The sequence below is a fragment of the Streptomyces sp. NPDC093064 genome (assembly GCF_044754605.1).
Lineage (GTDB): Bacteria > Actinomycetota > Actinomycetes > Streptomycetales > Streptomycetaceae > Streptomyces.
Genome location: NZ_JBIVPK010000050.1, coordinates 35,509 through 53,970 on the forward strand (window position 1 = coordinate 35,509; position 18,462 = coordinate 53,970).

At 72.5% G+C, this 18,462-nt stretch carries 14 protein-coding genes; 9 read left to right on the plus strand and 5 right to left on the minus strand.

From position 1 onward, the window contains the following. Window positions 1-31 precede the first annotated feature (31 nt). Both meaB and ACIQFZ_RS35855 read right to left on the minus strand, forming a co-directional pair. The gene (gene meaB, locus ACIQFZ_RS35850; RefSeq protein WP_361417441.1) at window positions 32-988 is read right to left on the minus strand and encodes a methylmalonyl Co-A mutase-associated GTPase MeaB; all 957 of its coding nucleotides are present in this window, start codon (window positions 986-988) and stop codon (window positions 32-34) included. A gap of 81 nt (window positions 989-1,069) precedes the next feature. Beyond that, window positions 1,070-2,278, minus strand: coding sequence for an acetyl-CoA C-acetyltransferase (locus tag ACIQFZ_RS35855; protein WP_365775181.1), 1,209 nt, complete (start codon window positions 2,276-2,278; stop codon window positions 1,070-1,072). A gap of 149 nt (window positions 2,279-2,427) precedes the next feature. Between ACIQFZ_RS35855 and mce the strand changes: the two genes are divergently transcribed. From mce to ACIQFZ_RS35890, 7 genes are all read left to right on the plus strand, one after another. After that, a complete protein-coding gene (mce, locus tag ACIQFZ_RS35860; RefSeq protein ID WP_365425644.1) occupies window positions 2,428-2,868 on the plus strand; it encodes a methylmalonyl-CoA epimerase in 441 nt (146 codons plus the stop codon). Window positions 2,869-3,102: 234 nt separating this feature from the next. After that, the gene (gene scy / locus ACIQFZ_RS35865) at window positions 3,103-6,948 is read left to right on the plus strand and encodes a polarized growth protein Scy (protein ID WP_402693192.1); all 3,846 of its coding nucleotides are present in this window, start codon (window positions 3,103-3,105) and stop codon (window positions 6,946-6,948) included. 181 nt (window positions 6,949-7,129) lie between these two features. Then, window positions 7,130-8,065 (plus strand): cellulose-binding protein, encoded by a 936-nt coding sequence (locus tag ACIQFZ_RS35870; protein WP_365425647.1) that lies wholly within the window; start codon window positions 7,130-7,132, stop codon window positions 8,063-8,065. Between the two features lie 103 nt (window positions 8,066-8,168). Beyond that, the gene (locus ACIQFZ_RS35875) at window positions 8,169-9,137 is read left to right on the plus strand and encodes an ATP-binding cassette domain-containing protein (protein ID WP_365425648.1); all 969 of its coding nucleotides are present in this window, start codon (window positions 8,169-8,171) and stop codon (window positions 9,135-9,137) included. A gap of 3 nt (window positions 9,138-9,140) precedes the next feature. Continuing rightward, window positions 9,141-9,908, plus strand: a complete 768-nt coding sequence (locus ACIQFZ_RS35880) for an ABC transporter permease (RefSeq protein ID WP_365425650.1) — start codon at window positions 9,141-9,143, stop codon at window positions 9,906-9,908. A 111-nt stretch (window positions 9,909-10,019) separates the two neighbouring features. Next, window positions 10,020-11,348, plus strand: a complete 1,329-nt coding sequence (locus ACIQFZ_RS35885; protein WP_402693193.1) for an ATP-binding cassette domain-containing protein — start codon at window positions 10,020-10,022, stop codon at window positions 11,346-11,348. Then, complete coding sequence (locus ACIQFZ_RS35890) at window positions 11,345-12,220, plus strand: ABC transporter permease (protein WP_383059734.1); 876 nt, start codon at window positions 11,345-11,347, stop codon at window positions 12,218-12,220. Before ACIQFZ_RS35885 ends, ACIQFZ_RS35890 begins: the two co-directional genes overlap by 4 nt. A 16-nt stretch (window positions 12,221-12,236) precedes the next feature. Here the strand turns inward: ACIQFZ_RS35890 and ACIQFZ_RS35895 are convergent, their stop codons facing one another. Beyond that, complete coding sequence (locus tag ACIQFZ_RS35895) at window positions 12,237-12,578, minus strand: ATP/GTP-binding protein (RefSeq protein ID WP_365425655.1); 342 nt, start codon at window positions 12,576-12,578, stop codon at window positions 12,237-12,239. Window positions 12,579-12,801: 223 nt separating this feature from the next. Here ACIQFZ_RS35895 and ACIQFZ_RS35900 point away from each other — a divergent pair, with 223 nt between their 5' ends. Then, a complete protein-coding gene (locus ACIQFZ_RS35900; protein WP_365425657.1) occupies window positions 12,802-13,830 on the plus strand; it encodes an LLM class flavin-dependent oxidoreductase in 1,029 nt (342 codons plus the stop codon). Between the two features lie 84 nt (window positions 13,831-13,914). Here ACIQFZ_RS35900 and ACIQFZ_RS35905 read toward each other — a convergent pair whose 3' ends face one another. Then, window positions 13,915-14,307 carry an SCO5389 family protein gene (locus ACIQFZ_RS35905; protein ID WP_225075600.1) on the minus strand — a complete coding sequence of 131 codons (393 nt, stop codon included), beginning with the start codon at window positions 14,305-14,307 and terminating at the stop codon, window positions 13,915-13,917. A gap of 300 nt (window positions 14,308-14,607) precedes the next feature. Between ACIQFZ_RS35905 and nucS the strand changes: the two genes are divergently transcribed. Further along, on the plus strand, window positions 14,608-15,279 hold the full coding sequence (nucS, locus tag ACIQFZ_RS35910; protein WP_225075599.1) for an endonuclease NucS: 672 nt from the start codon (window positions 14,608-14,610) through the stop codon (window positions 15,277-15,279). A 77-nt stretch (window positions 15,280-15,356) separates the two neighbouring features. Here nucS and ACIQFZ_RS35915 read toward each other — a convergent pair whose 3' ends face one another. Further along, window positions 15,357-18,017 (minus strand): ATP-binding protein, encoded by a 2,661-nt coding sequence (locus tag ACIQFZ_RS35915; RefSeq protein WP_383059736.1) that lies wholly within the window; start codon window positions 18,015-18,017, stop codon window positions 15,357-15,359. Window positions 18,018-18,462: the final 445 nt, after the last annotated feature.

The window sequence follows — 18,462 nt, forward strand, 5'->3', positions numbered from 1 at the left end:
CCGTGTCACAACGGGTGTCACCAGGGGCGGGTCAGGCCTCGGTCAGACCCGCCACCAGCTCGTCCGCCGCCTGGTACGGGTCCAGCTCACCGGCGGTGATCCGCTCCGCGAGGGCGCTCAGCCGGCGGTCGCCGTGCAGGTCGCCGATGCGCTCGCGCAGGGCCGTGACCGCGATGGTCTCCACCTCGTGGGCGGCGCGGGCGCGGCGGCGCTCCGCGAGGACGCCCCGCTCCTCCATCCAGGCCCGGTGCTTCTCCAGCGCCTCGACCACCTCGTCGACGCCCTCGGAGCGCGCGGCGACCGTCTTGACGATGGGCGGGCGCCAGTCGCCGGGGCCGCGGGACTCGCCGAGGCCGAGCATGTGGTTCAGCTCGCGGGCGGTGGCGTCCGCGCCGTCCCGGTCGGCCTTGTTGACGACGTAGACGTCGCCGATCTCCAGGATGCCGGCCTTGGCCGCCTGGATGCCGTCGCCCATCCCCGGGGCCAGCAGGACGACGGAGGTGTCGGCCTGGGAGGCGATCTCCACCTCCGACTGGCCCACGCCGACCGTCTCGACCAGGATCACGTCGCAGCCCGCCGCGTCCAGTACGCGGATCGCCTGCGGGGCGGCCCAGGCGAGCCCGCCCAGGTGGCCACGGGTGGCCATGGAGCGGATGTAGACGCCCGGGTCGGAGGCGTGCTCCGACATCCGCACCCGGTCGCCGAGCAGCGCGCCGCCGGAGAAGGGCGAGGACGGGTCGACGGCCAGGACGCCGACCCGCTTGCCCTGCTTGCGGTAGGCCGTCACCAGCGCGGACGTGGACGTCGACTTGCCCACGCCCGGGGAGCCGGTCAGGCCGACGACGTACGCGTTGCCGGTCAGCGGCGCGAGCGTCCGCATGACCTCCCGCAACTGCGGGGACGCCCCCTCCACCAAGGAGATCAGCCGGGCCACGGCCCTCGGCCGGCCTTCCCTGGCCTGGGCCACCAGAGAGGAGACGTCCTGCATCACAGCTCCGTTCACGTGATCCACGTACGCGGTCCGCGTACGAGAGGTCCTACGAATGGGATCGGTCGGGTGTTACCCGGCTCAGGCCTTCGGCACCCGGACGATCAGCGCGTCGCCCTGACCGCCGCCGCCGCACAGCGCGGCCGCGCCGACGCCGCCGCCGCGCCGCTTCAGCTCCAGCGCCAGGTGCAGCACGAGACGGGCGCCGGACATCCCGATCGGGTGACCCAGGGCGATGGCGCCGCCGTTCACGTTCACCTTTTCCGTGGACACGCCGAGGTCCTTCATTGACTGCACGGCCACGGCGGCGAACGCCTCGTTGATCTCGACGAGGTCCAGGTCGGAGACCTCGAGCCCCTCCTTCTTCAGGGCGTGCTGGATGGCGTTGGAGGGCTGGGACTGCAGGGAGTTGTCCGGGCCTGCGACGTTGCCGTGGGCGCCGATCTCGGCGATCCACTCCAGGCCCAGCTCCTCGGCCTTGGCCTTGCTCATCACGACCACGGCCGCGGCGCCGTCGGAGATCTGCGAGGAGGAGCCGGCGGTGATCGTGCCGTCCTTGGCGAAGGCCGGGCGCAGCTTGGCCAGGCCTTCGGCCGTGGTGTCGCCGCGGATGCCCTCGTCCTTGCTGAACAGGACCGGGTCGCCCTTGCGCTGCGGGATCTCCACCGGGGTGATCTCGGCCTCGAAGACGCCGTTCTTCTGCGCGGCGGCGGCCCGCTGGTGGGACAGGGCGGCGATCTCGTCCTGCTCGGCGCGCCCGAGGCCCAGGCGGGTGTTGTGCTTCTCCGTCGACGCGCCCATGGCGATGCCCTCGAAGGAGTCGGTCAGGCCGTCGTGGGCCATCGCGTCCAGCATCTCCACCGCGCCGTACTTGTAGCCCTCGCGGGATTTCGGCAGGAGGTGGGGGGCGTTGGTCATGGACTCCTGGCCGCCGGCCACGACCACGTCGAACTCACCCGCACGGATCAACTGGTCGGCGAGCGCGATGGCGTCCAGACCGGACAGGCACACCTTGTTGATGGTGAGCGCCGGAACGCTCATCGGGATGCCGGCCTTGACCGCGGCCTGGCGGGCCGGGATCTGCCCCGCCCCGGCCTGCAGCACCTGGCCCATGATCACGTACTGCACCTGGTCGCCGCCGATCCCCGCGCGGTCGAGGGCGGCCTTGATCGCGAAGCCGCCGAGGTCGGCTCCGGAGAAGGACTTCAGCGAGCCCAGCAGCCGTCCCATGGGCGTCCGCGCGCCCGCGACGATCACTGAGCCGGTCGTACCGGAAGTTCCAGAAGACATGAGCTGCGATCCCCTTACCGGCCTGCACAGCCGAGGAGTGAACGAGGGTTTACTTCGAATGTACTGAGGCGTGCTCCGCCCCGTCATCGGGCCGTCGGTGTGATCGCGCGCACGTTGCGTAACCACCCCGGTGGCGCTGCACTGATTCCATGCTGACGCGAATCGACCACATCGGGATCGCCTGCCACGACCTCGACGCCACCGTCGAGTTCTACCGGACCACATACGGCTTCGAGGTGTTCCACACCGAGGTCAACGAGGAGCAGGGCGTGCGCGAGGCCATGCTCAAGATCAACGAAACCTCCGACGGAGGGGCTTCCTACCTGCAGCTTCTCGAACCGACCCGCGAGGACTCCACCGTCGCGAAGTGGCTCGCGAAGAACGGCGAGGGCGTGCACCACATCGCCTTCGGCACGGCGGACGTCGACGCGGACGCGGCCGCCGTCCGCGACAAGGGCGTACGCGTTCTGTACGACGAGCCCCGACGCGGCTCGATGGGGTCCCGGATCACCTTCCTGCACCCGAAGGATTGCCACGGTGTCCTGACAGAACTGGTCACTTCGGCGGCTGTTGAGTCGGTTGAGCACTGACTCCCGTACATAAGGGCCGGTAGGGTTGGGGGCGGTCGTCCCCCGAGCGGGGACGACCCGGTCCTGCCGTCGAGAGCGACAGGACCGCCGGGGTCCGTGTTTCGGGGGACGAGCGGCGGGGCAGCAGCCCGTGCTCCGCTGTTGATCTGACACCATTCCCCGGGGGCCCCGTTCGGCGGATGGACGGAGCTCGTTTGGACAGGCTTGCAACCAGGGGACGGATGGGACCGCGCAGTGCGGGGCTACGAACGCCAGGAGCGAGAGCCGGCGGCTGACGTCGACCACCTCTCTCGGTTCGAGGCCGAGATGGATCGGCTGAAGACCGAGCGGGAGAAGGCGATCCAGCACGCCGAGGACCTCGGCTACCAGGTCGAGGTGCTGCGCGCCAAGCTGCACGAGGCGCGCCGCACCATCATGTCCCGGCCCGCCTACGACGGCGCCGACCTCGGCTACCAGGCCGAGCAGTTGCTGCGCAACGCGCAGGTGCAGGCCGATCAGATCCGCGCCGACGCCGAGCGCGAGTTGAGCCAGGCCAGGGCGCAGACCCAGCGCATCCTCCAGGAGCACGCGGAGCAGGCCGCTCGCCTTCAGGCCGAGCTGCACGCCGAGGCGGTCAACCGGCGCCAGCAGCTCGACCAGGAGCTCGCCGAGCGCCGGCAGACCGTCGAGTCCCATGTCAACGAGAACGTGGCGTGGGCGGAGCAGTTGCGCGCCCGCACCGAGCAGCAGGCCCGGCGCCTGCTGGACGAGTCCCGCGCCGAGGCCGAGCAGGCCATGTCGGCCGCCCGCGCGGAGGCCGAGCGGCTGGCCGCCGAGGCCCGGCAACGGTTGCAGAGCGACGCCGAGGCGGCCCGCGCGGAGGCCGAGCAGACCCTGCGCCGCGCCCGCACCGACGCCGAGCGGCTGCTGAACGCCGCCTCCGACCAGGCCCAGGAGGCCACCGACCACGCCGAGCAGCTGCGCTCCGCCACCGTCAGCGAGTCGGACGCCGCCCGCCGCCAGGCCGCCGAGCTGAGCCGGTCCGCCGAGCAGCGCATGGCCGAGGCCGAGGACGCGCTGCGCAAGGCGCAGACCGAGGCCGAGAAGCTGGTCACCGAGGCCAAGGATTCCGCGTCCAAGACGCTCGCCGGCGCCGAGTCGGCCAACGAGCTGCGCACGCGCACCGCCAAGGAGCAGGTCGCCCGGCTGGTCCAGGAGGCCACCAAGGAGGCCGAGGCCACCAAGTCCGAGGCCGAGCAGCTGGTCGCGGACGCCCGCGCCGAGGCGGAGAAGATCGTCGCGGAGGCCTCCGAGAAGGCCCGTACGATCACCGCCGAGGAGAGCGCGACCCAGCTGTCCAAGGCGGCGAAGACCGCCGAGGACGTGCTGAACAAGGCGTCGGCGGACGCCAAGGGGACCACGAAGGCCGCGGCCGAGGAGGCCGAGCGGATCCGCGGGGAGGCCGAGGCCGAGGCGGACCGGCTGCGCGCCGAGGCGCACGACCTGGCCGAGCAGCTCAAGGGCGCCGCCAAGGACGACACCAAGGAGTACCGCGCCAAGACGGTCGAGCTCCAGGAGGAGGCCCGCCGGCTGCGCGGCGAGGCCGAGCAGCTCCGGGCCGACGCGGTCGCCGAGGGCGAGAAGATCCGCTCCGAGGCCCGGCGCGAGGCCGTGGTGCAGATCGAGGAGGGGGCCAAGTCCGCCGAGGAGCTGCTGGCCAAGGCGAAGGCCGACGCCGACGAGCTGCGCGGCACCGCGCAGAGCGACAGCGAGAAGGTCCGCACCGAGGCCATCGAGCGGGCCACCACGCTGCGCCGGCAGGCCGAGGAGACCCTGGAGCGCACCCGCCAGGAGGCCGAGCGGCACCGCGCCGAGGCCACCGAGCAGGCCGAGTCCGTCCAGGCGGACGCCGATCGGGCCGCGCGCGAGCTGCGCGAGGAGACCGAGCAGGCGGTCGCCGCCCGGAAGGCCGAGGCCACCGAGGAGCTCACCCGGCTGCACACCGAGGCCGAGGAGCGGCTGGCAAACGCCGAGAAGGCGCTGAGCGACGCCCGCGAGGAGGCCACCCGCATCCGCCGTGAGGCGGCGGAGGAGGCCGAGCGGCTGCGCACCGAGGCCGCCGAGCGCATCCGGACGCTGCAGCAGCAGGCGGAGACGGAGGCCGAGCGGCTGCGGACCGAGGCCGCCGCCGACGCGGCCGCCTCCCGCGCCGAGGGCGAGGCCGTCGCCGTACGACTGCGGTCGGAGGCCGCGGCGGAGGCCGAACGGCTCAAGACGGAGGCGCAGGACACCGCGGACCGCGTGCGCGCGGAAGCACAGGCCGCCGCGGAGCGGCTGGGCGCGGAGGCCTCGGAGACGCTGGCCGCCGCCCAGGAGGAGGCCGCCCGGCGCCGCCGCGAGGCCGAGGAACTGCTCGGCGCCGCGCGCGCCGAGGCCGACCAGGAGCGCGAGCGGGCCCGCGAGCAGAGCGAGGAGCTGCTGGCCTCGGCCCGCAAGCGGGTGGACGAGGCGCAGGCCGAGGCCACCCGTCTGGTGGAGGAGGCCGACCGGCGCGCCACCGAGATGGTGTCGGCCGCCGAGCAGCACGCGCAGCAGGTGCGGGACTCCGTCGCCGGGCTGCACGAGCAGGCCCAGGAGGAGATCACCGGGCTGCGTTCGGCCGCCGAGCACGCGGCGGAGCGGACCCGCCGGGAGGCCGAGGAGGAAGCGGACCGGGTCCGCACCGACGCCTACGCCGAGCGGGAGCGGGCGAGCGAGGACGCGAGCCGGCTGCGCGGCGAGGCCCGGGAGGAGACCGAGGCCGCCAAGGTGCTCGCCGAGCGGACCATGTCCGAGGCGATCGCGGAGGCGGAGCGGATCCGCGCGGACGTCTCCGAGCACGCCCAGCGGGTGCGCACCGAGGCCTCCGACACCATCGCGCAGGCCGAGCAGGACGCCTCCCGCACCCGCGCGGAGGCCCGCGAGGACGCCAACCGCATCCGGTCGGAGGCGGCCACCCAGGCGGACACGCTCATCTCCGAGGCGCGCTCGGAGGCGGAGCGGCTCCAGACGGAGACGGTCGCGGAGGCCGACCGGGTCCGCGCCGAGTCCGTCGCCAAGGCGGAGAAGCTGATCTCGGACGCCACCGGGGACGCGGAGCGGCTGCGCGCCGACGCCGCCGAGACGGTCGGCTCCGCGCAGGCGCACGCCGAGCGGGTCCGCGCCGAGTCCGAGCGAGTCGGGTCCGAGGCGCGGGCGGAGGCCGAGCGGCTGGTGAGCTCGGCCCGCGGGGAGGCCGACCGGACCCTGGACGAGGCCCGCCGGGACGCCAACAAGCGGCGCTCGGAGGCGGCCGAGCAGGTCGACACGCTCATCACCGAGACCACCGCCGAGGCCGACAAGCTGCTCACCGAGGCGCAGGCGAGCGCGGTCAAGACGAAGGCGGACGCCGAGTCCCAGGCCGACACGATGGTGGGCGCGGCCCGCAAGGAGGCCGACCGGATCCTGTCCGAGGCGAGGGTCGAGGGCAACACCACGGTGGAGAAGGCCCGTACGGACGCGGACGAGCTGCTCGTCGGCGCCCGCCGGGACGCCACCCAGATCCGGGAGCGCGCGGAGGAGCTGCGCGAGCGCCTGACGACCGAGATCGAGGAACTGCACGAGCGGGCCCGCCGCGAGTCGGCCGAGACGATGAAGTCGGCCGGCGACCGCTGCGACGCGCTCATCAAGGCGGCCGAGGAGCAGCTGGCCAAGGCGCAGACCAAGGCGAAGGAGATCGTTTCGGAGGCCAACTCCGAGGCGGGCAAGGTGCGGATCGCCGCGGTGAAGAAGGCCGAGGGGCTGCTGAAGGAGGCCGAGCAGAAGAAGGCCTCCCTCGTGAAGGAGGCCGAGGAGCTCAAGGCCGAGGCGGTCCGCGAGGCCCGGCGCACGGTCGACGAGGGCAAGCGCGAGCTGGAGATCCTGGTGCGCCGGCGCGAGGACATCAACGCCGAGATCTCCCGGGTCCAGGACGTGCTGGAGGCGCTGGAGTCGTTCGAGGCTCCGTCCGGGAAGGACGGCGCGATGAAGGCCGGCGCGACGGTGGGGGCACCCCGGTCGGGTGGCAAGTCGTCAGACAGCTAGCCTGTAGGCGGATTCCGGCCTTCTGGGTGCTTTGACCGGTTCTTTGGCAAGCCCTGAAACGGTCAGCCACTCAAAAGAGGTGTCATTCTCCAGATCAAACACGTATCCGCTCGATGACACACCGCTTCGGCCCCTAGGATTCCACCTATCACCTCACCGGTCTCATTCGGACAGGAACCCCATGAGCGACACTTCCCCCTACGGCTTCGAGCTTGTGCGGCGTGGGTACGACCGCGCTCAGGTGGACGAACGTATCTCCAAGCTCGTCTCCGATCGTGACAGTGCTCTCGCCCGCATCACCGCCTTGGAGAAGCGCATCGAGGAGCTCCACCTCGAGACGCAGAACGCCCAGGCCCAGGTCGGCGACGCCGAGCCGTCCTACGCGGGCCTCGGCGCGCGGGTCGAGAAGATCCTCCGCCTCGCCGAGGAGGAGGCCAAGGATCTGCGTGATGAGGCCCGGCGCGCGGCCGAGCAGCACCGCGAGCTCGCCGAGTCGGCGGCCCAGCAGGTTCGCAACGACGCCGAGTCCTTCGCCGCGGACCGCAAGGGCAAGGCCGAGGACGAGGGCGTCCGGATCGTCGAGAAGGCCAAGGGCGAGGCCTCCCAGCTGCGCGCCGACGCGCAGAAGGACGCGCAGTCCAAGCGGGAGGAGGCGGACGCCCTCTTCGAGGAGACCCGCGCCAAGGCCGCGCAGGCCGCCGCCGACTTCGAGACGAACCTCGCCAAGCGGCGCGAGCAGTCCGAGCGCGACCTGGCCTCCCGTCAGGCCAAGGCCGAGAAGCGTCTGGCGGAGATCGAGCACCGCGCCGAGCAGCTGCGCCTGGAGGCGGAGAAGCTGCGCACCGACGCCGAGCGCCGCGCCCGCCAGACGGTGGAGACGGCCCAGCGCCAGGCCGAGGACATCGTGGCCGACGCCAACGCCAAGGCGGACCGCATCCGTTCGGAATCCGAGCGCGAGCTCGCGGCGCTCACCAACCGCCGCGACTCCATCAACGCTCAGCTGACGAACGTGCGCGAGATGCTGGCGACCCTCACCGGTGCCGCGGTGGCCGCCGCGGGCGCGCCGACCGAGGACGAGCCGATCTCCCGCGGCGTTCCGGCCCAGCAGTCCCGCTGACCCGCGTTCACCGGGTTTGACTGCGGCTGACATCCGCCGCTGACCGCGAAGCTCTCCGCCCCAGGGGTGGCGGAGAGCTTCGCGGCGCTCTAGCGTGTCCGGCATGATCGAACTGGAGGGGTTGACCAAGCGGTACGGAGGGAAGCCGGCGGTCGACGGCCTCACCTTCACCGTCCGGCCGGGCACCGTCACCGGGTTCCTCGGACCCAACGGCGCCGGGAAGTCCACGACGATGCGAATGGTCCTCGGCCTCGACCGTCCCACCTCCGGGTATGTCCGCATCGACGGCCGGCACTACCACGAACTCAAGGACCCGCTGACGTACATCGGCGCGCTGCTGGACGCCAAGGCCCTGCACGGCGGACGCAGCGCCTACAACCACCTGCTGTGCCTGGCCCAGAGCAACGGCATCCCCACCCGCCGGGTGGACGAGGTGCTGGACACCGTCGGCCTGACCCCGGTGGCGCGGAAGAAGGCGAAGGGCTTCTCGCTCGGCATGAGCCAGCGGCTCGGCATCGCCGGCGCGCTGCTCGGCGACCCGCGGATCCTGATGTTCGACGAGCCGGTCAACGGACTCGACCCCGAGGGCATCCACTGGATCCGCGGTCTGATGAAGTCCCTCGCCGCCCAGGGCCGTACGGTGTTCGTCTCCTCGCATCTGATGAGCGAGATGGCGCTGACCGCCGACCACCTCGTCGTCATCGGCCAGGGTCGGCTGCTCGCCGACACCTCCATGGCCGACTTCATCGAGCGGAACTCCCGTTCCCACGTCCGGGTCCGCACCCCGCAGCGCGAACGCCTGCTCGACGTGCTGCACGAGGCCGGGATCACGGCCGTGCCGGGCGAGGGCGGGCTGCTTCAGGTCGAGGACGGCAAGGCCGAGCGCATCGGCGAGCTGGCCGCACAGCACCACGTCGTGCTGCACGAGCTGAGCAGTCAGCAGTCGTCGCTGGAGGAGGCGTTCATGCGGCTGACGGCCGGGTCGGTGGAGTACCACGCGCACACCGGCGAGGCCGTGCCGGAAGGGGCGCCCGCGCAGCCGTGGGGCGCCGACAGCAAGAAGGAGGGCTGAGCGATGGCGGCGACTCAGGTCATCAGGTCCGAGTGGACCAAGATCCGGTCGGTGGCGTCCACGGTGTGGACGCTGTCCCTGACGGCGGTCGTCACGATCGCCCTCGGCATGCTGATCTCGGCCCTGTCGAAGAACGCGTTCGACAGCATGGACGAACGGGACCGGTTCACCTTCGACCCGACCTACATCAGCTTCGCCGGCATGGGGCTCGGACAGCTCGCGATGATCGTGTTCGCGGTGCTGGTGGTGTCCAACGAGTACAGCACCGGCATGATCCGCACCTCGCTGGCCGCCGTGCCGCAGCGCGGCGCCTTCCTGGCGAGCAAGGTCGCGGTGGCGACCGGGCTGGCCCTCGTGGTCGGCATGGTCACCAGCTTCGCCTCGTTCTTCCTCGGGCAGGCGATGCTCGGATCGCTCGGCACCTCCCTCGGCGAGCCGGGCGTGCTGCGCGCGGTCGTCGGCGGCGGCCTCTACATGGCCCTCATCGCGATGTTCTCGATGGGCGTCACCGTGATGCTGCGCTCGCCGATGCTGTCGCTGGGCATCCTGATGCCGTTCTTCTTCCTGATCTCCAACATCCTCGCCAACGTATCGGCGACGAAGAAAGTCGGCCGCTTCCTGCCCGACCAGGCCGGCGGCCGCATCATGCAGGTGGTTCCGCAAGCCGACGACACCCCCTACGGCCCCTGGGGCGGCCTCGGGATCATGCTGCTGTGGGTGATCGCGGCGCTCGCCGGAGGGTACGTACTGCTGCGGAAGCGGGACGCCTGAGCCGGCACGCTTTTACTTTCTCTTGGGCGGAACCGTCAGCGCCCGGATATCCTCCTAACCCTTACGGGGGCGTGCGCCCCGCTTACCTGAACCGTTCGATGGGTGCGGAGCATGATCGAGGCAGTCGGCCTGACCAAGCGCTATGGCGACAAAACCGCCGTGCACAACCTCTCCTTCCAGGTACGGCCGGGTGCCGTCACCGGCTTCCTCGGTCCGAACGGCTCGGGCAAGTCGACGACGATGCGGATGATCCTGGGGCTGGACAACCCCACCTCGGGGTCGGTGACGATCGGCGGCTATCCGTACCGCACGCTGCCGAACGCGCCCCGCCAGGTCGGCGCCCTGCTGGACGCGAAGGCGGTGCACGGCGGCCGGTCCGCGCGCAACCACCTGCTGTCCCTGGCGCAGATGTCCGGCATCCCGGCCCGCCGCGTCGACGAGGTGCTCGGGGTCGTGGGCCTCCAGGACGTGGCGAGGAAGCGCTCCAAGGGCTTCTCCCTCGGCATGGGCCAGCGGCTGGGCATCGCCGCCGCGCTGCTGGGCGACCCGCAGGTGCTGCTGTTCGACGAGCCGGTGAACGGTCTCGACCCCGAGGGCATCCTCTGGGTGCGCAATCTGATGAAGTCGCTCGCGGCGGAGGGACGGACCGTGTTCGTCTCCAGCCATCTGATGAGCGAGATGGCGCTGACCGCCGACCATCTGATCGTCATCGGGCGCGGGCAGCTGCTGGCCGACATGAGTGTGACGGACTTCATCTCCGCGAACTCCGCGGACTTCGCGCGGGTCCGCACGCCCGACACCGAGCCGCAGCAGCGGGAGAAGCTGACGTCCGCGCTGACCGAGGCGGGCGGGCACGTGCTGCCCGAGCAGGACGGCGCGCTGCGCGTGACCGGGCTGCCGCTGCCGCGCATCAGCGACCTCGCGCACGAGGCGGACGTACGCCTGTGGGAGCTGTCGCCGCACCAGGCCTCGCTCGAGGAGGCGTACATGCGGATGACCCAGGGGGTCGTCGACTACCGCTCCACCATCGACCAGAAGGCCGGGCTGATGCAGCCCCTGCCGCCCGGTGCCGAGCCGCCCGTGCCGATTCCCGGTCAGGGCCAGCCCGGTTGGTACGCGCCGCCGGCGCCCCAGCCGGGCGGACAGCCGTTCGCGGGCCCGCAGGGCGCCCCCGGCGCGCAGCCGAACCCGTACGCCGCTCCGGGCGCGGGCCATCCCGGCCCCTACGGCGCCCCGAACGCGGGCGTCCCGAACCCGTACGCGCAGAGCGCGCAGCAGGCCCCCCAGGTGCCCACCCAGCCCGTCGGCGCGCCGCATGCAGGGGCCGCCGCGCCCGCCTCCCCCGCGCCGCAGGCCGCCGCAGCGCCCGCGCAGCCGTCCGCGCCGGCCGCCGCGCCCGCCCCCGCCGCCGACTCCACCAAGCCCGAGGACGCCCGATGAGCACGCCGCAGACGCCTGTGCCGCAGGCCGCGCCGCCCGCCTGGGAGGCGGCGGCCGGCTCCCCCCACTCCGGCTACACCTCGCCGATCCCCGTCGTCCCTACGCACCTCGGACACGCCATCGCCTCGGAGTGGACGAAGATCAAGTCGGTGCGTTCCACGATGTGGACGCTCGGGGTGTTCATCCTGCTCGTGGTCGGGATCGGGCTGCTGACCAGCCTGCTCGTCACCAAGGCCTCGGGGGAGGTGCGGGGCGACGAGAACATGCTGGCGCTCGGCTTCTTCGGGCTGCTGCTCGGCAGCATCTGCATCATCACGCTCGGCGTGCTGACCACGGCCTCGGAGTACGGCACCGGCATGATCCGGACCACGATGACGGCGTGCCCGAGCCGTGGGCGGGTGCTCACGGCCAAGGCGGTGGTGTTCTTCCTGGTCGCCTTCACGATGACCCTGGTCTCCAGCGGCCTGGTCGGCCTCGCGCAGACGGCCATGCTCGACGGCACCGGCGCCCGGCAGCCCACCGGCGCCGAGTGGTTCAAGGCCACGGTGGGCGTCAGCCTCTACATGGCCCTGCTCGGGCTGTTCTCGCTCGTCATCGGCTCGGTGCTGCGGCATTCGGCGGGCGCCATCACAATCATGATCGGCGTCGTGCTCGCCCCGCTGGTGATCGCGCTGTTCATGTTCACGCGTTCGCTGGAGAAGGTGCGCCAGTTCCTGTTCGAGTACTCGATCCCGAACCAGTTGAGCGTCTTCTACTCCAACTCCCTCACCGATTCCGGCCCGACCGGCTGGGACCCGCTGTGGATCCTCCTGGCCGCGACCGCCGCCGCGTTCGCCGGCGCCTGGGTCCTGCTGCGGAGCCGGGACGTCTGAGCGACCGGAACCGCGGCTAGAACCGCGGTGCGTTACGGGACCGCTGCACCCGCGTGGTGCGGCGGTCCTTGGCGTTCCAGCACGCCTTGTGCCAGTGCCGGCGGTCGTCCACGCCCGCGTGCTGGGGCCAGGCCACCACGTGCGGGACGCCGGAGTGGATCAGCTGGTCGCAGCCGGGGCAGCGGTACGACTTGCCGTCGGTGCTGGAGCCCGCGACATGGCGCACGCTGAAGTCCTCGCCCTGCCAGCTCTCGGTGGACTGCCAGCCGCCGTAGCGGCCCGCGGTGTCGTCCTCGGCGCTCCGGCCGGACGAGGCGGCGCCTCTCCCATCCTTGGGTCGGTTGCGGCGGGGGGACACGGGACACCTCACGAAGCTGTATGGGAGACAGGGACCTTCTCCAGCCTACGCGGCCCCACCACGGCCGGGTGGGGAGAACCAACCACCACAAGTCCCCTTCCCGGACGACCCATTCCGCAGACAATCCGCAAATCTCTTCGCCAAGCCGTGTCCTCGGCACGTGTCGCCCGGTTATGCCGGGTGGGGGAGCTCCGTGTCGGAGCCGAGGAAGCAGGAAAGAGCAATGCGCGTAGGAAGTTTCGTGCTGGCGGCCCAGTTCCCCGGCCAGGGCCAAGGCGAGGCGCTGCACCGGGCGGTCCGCTCCGCCGAGGTCGCCGAGGAGGCCGGGCTGGACGCGGTCTGGCTGGGCGAACACCACTTCGTCCCGTACGGGACGTGCCCGTCGGCGATCACCCTGGCCGCGCTGCTGCTCGGCCGCACCCGCCGCCTGCGGGTGGGTACGGCGGTCAGCGTGCTGCCCACGGTCCACCCGGTCGCGCTCGGCGAGCAGGCGGCGCTGCTGCACGTGACGAGCGGCGGACGGTTCTCGCTCGGCGTCGGGCGCGGCGGCCCGTGGGTGGACCTGGAAGTGTTCGGCATGGGACTGGAGGCGTACGAGAAGGGGTTCCCGGAGTCGCTGGACCTGCTGGTGCGCTGGCTGCGTGAGCCGTCGGTGTCGGCCTCGGGAGAACGGTTCGCCTTCCGCGAGGTCCCCGTCGTACCGCGCCCGTCGGAGGCGCTGACCCAGGTCCCGGGTCCCGAGGTCGTCGTCGCCTGCACCTCCCCGGCGAGTGTGCGGCTGGCCGCCGAGCGCGGGCTGCCGATGCTGCTGGGGATGCACATCGGGGACGAGGAGAAGGCCGAGATGGTCGCCCTGTGGCAGCGGTGCGCGCGGGCGGCCGGCCGGCCGGGCGAGGAGATCCGGGGCGCCGCCCATGTCTCGGCGGGCGTCTGCCAGATCGCGGACCGGCGCACGGACGCGGTGGAGACGCTGCTGAAGGCGATGCCGGGCTGGCTGAAACAGGGGCTGGACGCTCATGTCACCGTGGACGGCCGGACCCGCAGGATGCGCGATCCACTGGAGTACACCGAACTGCTCTGCGGGCTGCACCCGGTGGGCACCCCGCGGCTGTGCGCCGACCGGCTCGCGGCGACTTCCGAGCGGACCGGTATCACCCGCTTCGCCCTGTTCACGGAGGGCTCGGGCGATCTGGCGGCGACGGAGGAGAACCTGCGACGGCTCGGCGCCGAGGTACTGCCCCACCTCCGCTGACCGGGAGCGCGTCGTGGGAAGCTTGCCGCCCCTGTACTCCAAGCACCTCCCGCGCACGGAGCGGCAAGCAGGCGACTCACGGCGTCAGCAGTCCCGCAGTTCCGGGGACTGGTTGAGGAGCTGGTTGCGCACCGAGGTGAAACGGGCCAGCGTCTCGTCGACCGAGGCGTCCAGCGGGAACACCGCCACCCGGTGGCAGTTCTGGAAGGCGAGCCGCACACCGAAGTGCCGCTGAAGCGCGCCGCGTATGGCGTCGCTCGCCAGCGCACGCAGCAGCTGACCGCGTGCCTGCTCGTCCGGCGGGGGCGTCTGGTTGTCGGCGAACTGGCCGCCGTCCACCTTCAGCTGGGCCACCAGGGAGCTGATCATCTCCCACGCGTAGGGCAGGGAGGTCCGGACGCAGTCGACGAAGTCAGCTTCGTCGACCTCGCCTCGCTCGGCCGCTTCGAGTAGGGCCGGTGAGACGTCGAGCGACATGGGTTCTCCTCTCGCACCCCCGAACAACAGGGGTTGCCGGACAGATATGGGGGCACACGACTCCCAACACGGTGAGTACACGGGTCGCGACCTCCCGTTCACTACGGTAGGCACAAGAACGGACGCCCACCAGGCGAATGCATATACAGACCGGGCTAGTTGGGCACACAATCGGCCACAAGTGAACACGGGTGATCCAGGGAAAAAAGGGGCGACCCATGGGGAGTCCCGGCGGACGCCCGGTGGAAGGCCCCCGGGCGAATCGCGCGCACCGCCGTCCGTCCAGTAGCGTTGCCGACCATGCGTCTCGTCATTGCCCGGTGCGCCGTCGACTACGCCGGCCGGCTCACCGCCCATCTGCCGTCAGCGCCCCGTCTGATCCTGGTCAAGGCGGACGGCAGCGTCTCGATCCACGCGGACGACCGCGCCTACAAGCCGCTGAACTGGATGTCCCCGCCGTGCACGCTGAAGGAGGGCACCGGTGACGAGGAGGGCGTCTGGACCGTCGTCAACAAGGCGGGCGAGAAGCTCATCATCACGATGGAGGAGGTCCTGCACGACTCCTCGCACGAACTCGGCGTGGATCCGGGGCTGATCAAGGACGGCGTGGAAGCGCACCTCCAGGAACTGCTCGCCGACCGCATCGAGACGCTCGGCGAGGGCTACACGCTGATCCGCCGCGAGTACATGACGGCCATCGGCCCGGTCGACATCCTGTGCCGGGACGCCGAGGGCCGGACGGTCGCGGTCGAGATCAAGCGGCGCGGCGAGATCGACGGCGTGGAACAGCTCACCCGCTACCTCGAACTGCTGAACCGCGACCCCCACCTCGCCCCGGTCCGCGGCGTCTTCGCGGCCCAGGAGATCAAGCCGCAGGCCCGCGTCCTCGCCACCGACCGCGGCATCGGCTGCCAGGTCCTGGACTACGACGCGCTGCGCGGCATCGAGGACGACAAGCTGCGCCTGTTCTGAGGACGGCCGCAGGGCACTCGTACGACGCCGGGGGCCGGGTCCGTGTCATACGGACCCGGCCCCCGGTTCTTCGTGGGTCAGGCGAGCGTCGCTGTGCCGGACGACTCCGGAGCCGCACCGCTCTCGGAGACGTCGGCCGGCGGGCCGGCCGAGAGGCCGGACGTCGGCGCCGTGGTGCCGCCTGACGGCTCCCCGGACGAGCCGGTGTCGGTGCCGCCGGTGGGGCCCGTGGTGCTCCCACCCGAGGGGTCGCCGCTGGGATCTCCCGAGCTCCCACCCGTGGGATCGCCGGTGCCGCCGCCGGAGGAGCCGCCGCCGCTCGTGGGGCCTCCGGTGCCGCCGCCGGAGGGGCCTCCGCTGCTTCCGCCCGGCGTGCCGCCGCCCGTGGAGCCGCCGGAGTTCCCGCCGGTCGACCCACCGGTCTTCCCGCCGGTGCCACCGCCCGACGAGTCGGCGGGCCCCGACGGCTTCGGCGGCTTGGACGAGGAGCCCGAGGACGTGCCGGCGCCGGACGGCTCGAGGCTCTCCGACGGCTCGGCGCCGCCCGGCGCCGGGTCCTCCGACGTGCCGGAGGCGGACTCGTGGCCCGGGTCCGTCGGACGGCTGGTCGCCGTGCCGGTGTCCCCTCCCCCGCTGCCGCCCTGCTTCGGTGTGTCGGCGCCCAGGCCGCCGTCGTCCACGTCCTGGCCGGCGGACGGATTGACGTTGTCGGAGGGGGTGTCGGGGGTGTTCTGGGAAGTGGCGCCGAGCGTCACCACCGTGCCGAGGACGGCCGCGAGCAGCGCGCCCGCGCCGGCCGCCACGAGGTTGCGCCGGGCCAGGCCCTTGATGCCGACGCGGTGCTTGGCCGGGGCGTGCGGCGAACCCGGGGCCGCCGCCTGGTGGGTGACCAGCGTGGAGGCGTCCCCGCCGGACTGCTGGAACGCCGGAAAGGGCGCGGGCACCCCGCCGGGCGGGGACGCCGACTCCTCGGTGCGGGCGTCCGGCACCTCCTCGCCCGCCGTCGCGCCGAGGCCCACTGCCGTACCGGAGCGGTCGGTGACCAGGGCGAGGGCGCGGCGCCCGGCGACCGTGCCGCGCTTGTCGGCGAGCGCGCCGCGCAGCCCGATGGAGGCCTCCAGCTCGGCGCGGGCCCGGTCCAGCTGGCCGCCGCAGAGCGCGATGATGCCCAGCTCGTGGTGGAAGTAGGCCTGTTCGGCGACCTCTCCGGCGAGCCGGGAGGCCTCGGTGCCGTAACGCAGCGCCCGTTCCCAGGCGTTCCAGTCGAGGCCGGCGGCGAACGCGGGTGCGGCGGTGCGGGCGAGCCGTACGGCCGTGCTCTCCTCGCCCCCGGCGGACGGCGTGGTGACCGGCACCAGCACGGCCAGTGCGGCGAGCACGGCGTCCGCCTCGGCGCACACCCGCTCCGGGGTGACCGAGGGGTGGCCGGCCCACCAGGTGTAGTGGCGGGCCGCGGTGAGGGCCTGCTCCTCGGCGTCGTCGGCGTATCCGGCGGCCTCCAGCTGGGTCAGCACGCCAGCGGCGAGCCGGTAGCGGGAGCCGGCCGGGGAGACCAGGCCGCAGCTCGCCAGCTCGCCGAGCGCGGCGTCGGCGTGGGTGTCGCCGACCAGCGCGGGCAGGTGCGACTGGTGGGGCACCTCGCCGCCCAGCGCCACGGCGAACCGCAGCGTGGCGCGCGCGGAGGCGCTCAGCCGGGAGGCGAGCAGCGGCGCGGGCGCGGCGGCCTCGCCGAGCGAGGGCAGGGGTACGGCGTCGCCGTCGCCCCCGTCCAGGACGGCGTCCGCGGGAGGTGCGTCCTCGAAGACGCCGAACTCCTCGACGGCACTGGTGCCGGCCCGCAGGTGGTCGTGCTGGCTCAGCAGGGCACCGGCCTGCACGAAGCGCAGCGGCAGGCCCTCGGACTCGAACCAGAGGTCCCCGGCCCAGTTGGCCTCCTCCTCGGTGAGCACACGGGCGACGGCGCGCTCGATGAGTTCGACTCCGCCGGCCCGGTCCAGGCCGCTGAGGGAGACCTCCTCGATCTCCGACTCGGCGGACGGCGCGGGCACGTCCGGGGTCGCGCTGATCAGGAAGGCGCATTCGGGGGTGGCGTCGATCAGCTCGTCGAGCGCGCCACCGCCGACCTCGATGTCGTCCACCACGACGACCGCGCCGATCTCCCGGACGTACGCGAGCAGTTCGTCCCGGTCGGGCCGGTACCGCGGCGCGCTGTACACCGCGTGGAAGAGGTCGTACAGCAGGTCGCTCGCGGTGCGGCGGTGGCCGCTGAGGCGGACGACGCCGTCGGGGGCGAGGTCCGAGCAGTCGTCGGCGACGAGGTCGAGCAGGCTGGTGCGGCCGGAGCCACCCGGCCCGGTCAGGCGTACGGAGCGACCGCGGGCGAGCAGCCGTACCAGTTGCTCGCGCTCGTCCTGGCGCTCCAGAAGCGGCTGTGCGGACGGCGCCGGGCCGGCCGGGACGGGCGGCCCCACCGCGCGGTCGTGCTCGGCGCGCTCGGCCGCTGTGTACTTGCCCGGCCGGTCGGGGTGCTCCCCGGGCGGGCAGGCCTCGATCTCGCTGCCGTCCACGGGGTTGACGGTGAAAAGGAAGTCGCCCGAGACGAGCCGCGCCGTGCGGGCCGGTGCGGGTGCGTGCTGGACGAAGTCGGATGCGAGGGAATCCCTGGGTGGGCGCCGGCCCGGCACGTGGCCGTCGCCGCCATGGCCCATGTCCTCGGGTTCCCGGGTGTTCGGGTCCATAGGTTCCAAGCCCCCCAAAAGCGTCGTGTGCCGACGACGGCCGGCCCCTCCCGGCCTTGCCGCACACCGCGCTGTCGCTTCTGGTCCGGGCCCGCTCGAGGGTTGCTGAGCTGCGGGCGACCGAACCCTAAACCTTCGGCCAGTATCCACGACAGCCCGGGGTACCGACCGGCCCGAGACGTCACGGTCTCATGAGGATTGCGCGCCACGTACGGTTCGCCGACGTGCGCCCGGGTCTCCCCCGTCGCCCGGTTCACACCTGTTCGAACCGGGGTGACGCGGACCGGTCCAGGGCCTGTCCGGCGGATCAAGGCGCAGGAGTTCGACGGTCGTTGTCAGCCCCGGCAGACCCTAGTAGTACTTCGTTAGGTTGGCTGGCGTGGGTGGTGTTCTGGCGGAGCTGAAGCGGGGATGCCGCGGTGGCAGGTGGGGCATGTGCCGGTCC

Coding starts and splice junctions, on each gene's coding strand:
- meaB (WP_361417441.1), bottom strand. CDS start 988: ATGCAGGACGTCTCCTCTCTGGTGGCCCAGGCCAGGGAAGGCCGGCCG.
- ACIQFZ_RS35855 (WP_365775181.1), bottom strand. CDS start 2,278: ATGTCTTCTGGAACTTCCGGTACGACCGGCTCAGTGATCGTCGCGGGC.
- mce (WP_365425644.1), top strand. CDS start 2,428: ATGCTGACGCGAATCGACCACATCGGGATCGCCTGCCACGACCTCGAC.
- ACIQFZ_RS35870 (WP_365425647.1), top strand. CDS start 7,130: ATGAGCGACACTTCCCCCTACGGCTTCGAGCTTGTGCGGCGTGGGTAC.
- ACIQFZ_RS35875 (WP_365425648.1), top strand. CDS start 8,169: ATGATCGAACTGGAGGGGTTGACCAAGCGGTACGGAGGGAAGCCGGCG.
- ACIQFZ_RS35880 (WP_365425650.1), top strand. CDS start 9,141: ATGGCGGCGACTCAGGTCATCAGGTCCGAGTGGACCAAGATCCGGTCG.
- ACIQFZ_RS35885 (WP_402693193.1), top strand. CDS start 10,020: ATGATCGAGGCAGTCGGCCTGACCAAGCGCTATGGCGACAAAACCGCC.
- ACIQFZ_RS35890 (WP_383059734.1), top strand. CDS start 11,345: ATGAGCACGCCGCAGACGCCTGTGCCGCAGGCCGCGCCGCCCGCCTGG.
- ACIQFZ_RS35900 (WP_365425657.1), top strand. CDS start 12,802: ATGCGCGTAGGAAGTTTCGTGCTGGCGGCCCAGTTCCCCGGCCAGGGC.
- ACIQFZ_RS35905 (WP_225075600.1), bottom strand. CDS start 14,307: ATGTCGCTCGACGTCTCACCGGCCCTACTCGAAGCGGCCGAGCGAGGC.
- nucS (WP_225075599.1), top strand. CDS start 14,608: ATGCGTCTCGTCATTGCCCGGTGCGCCGTCGACTACGCCGGCCGGCTC.
- ACIQFZ_RS35915 (WP_383059736.1), bottom strand. CDS start 18,017: ATGGACCCGAACACCCGGGAACCCGAGGACATGGGCCATGGCGGCGAC.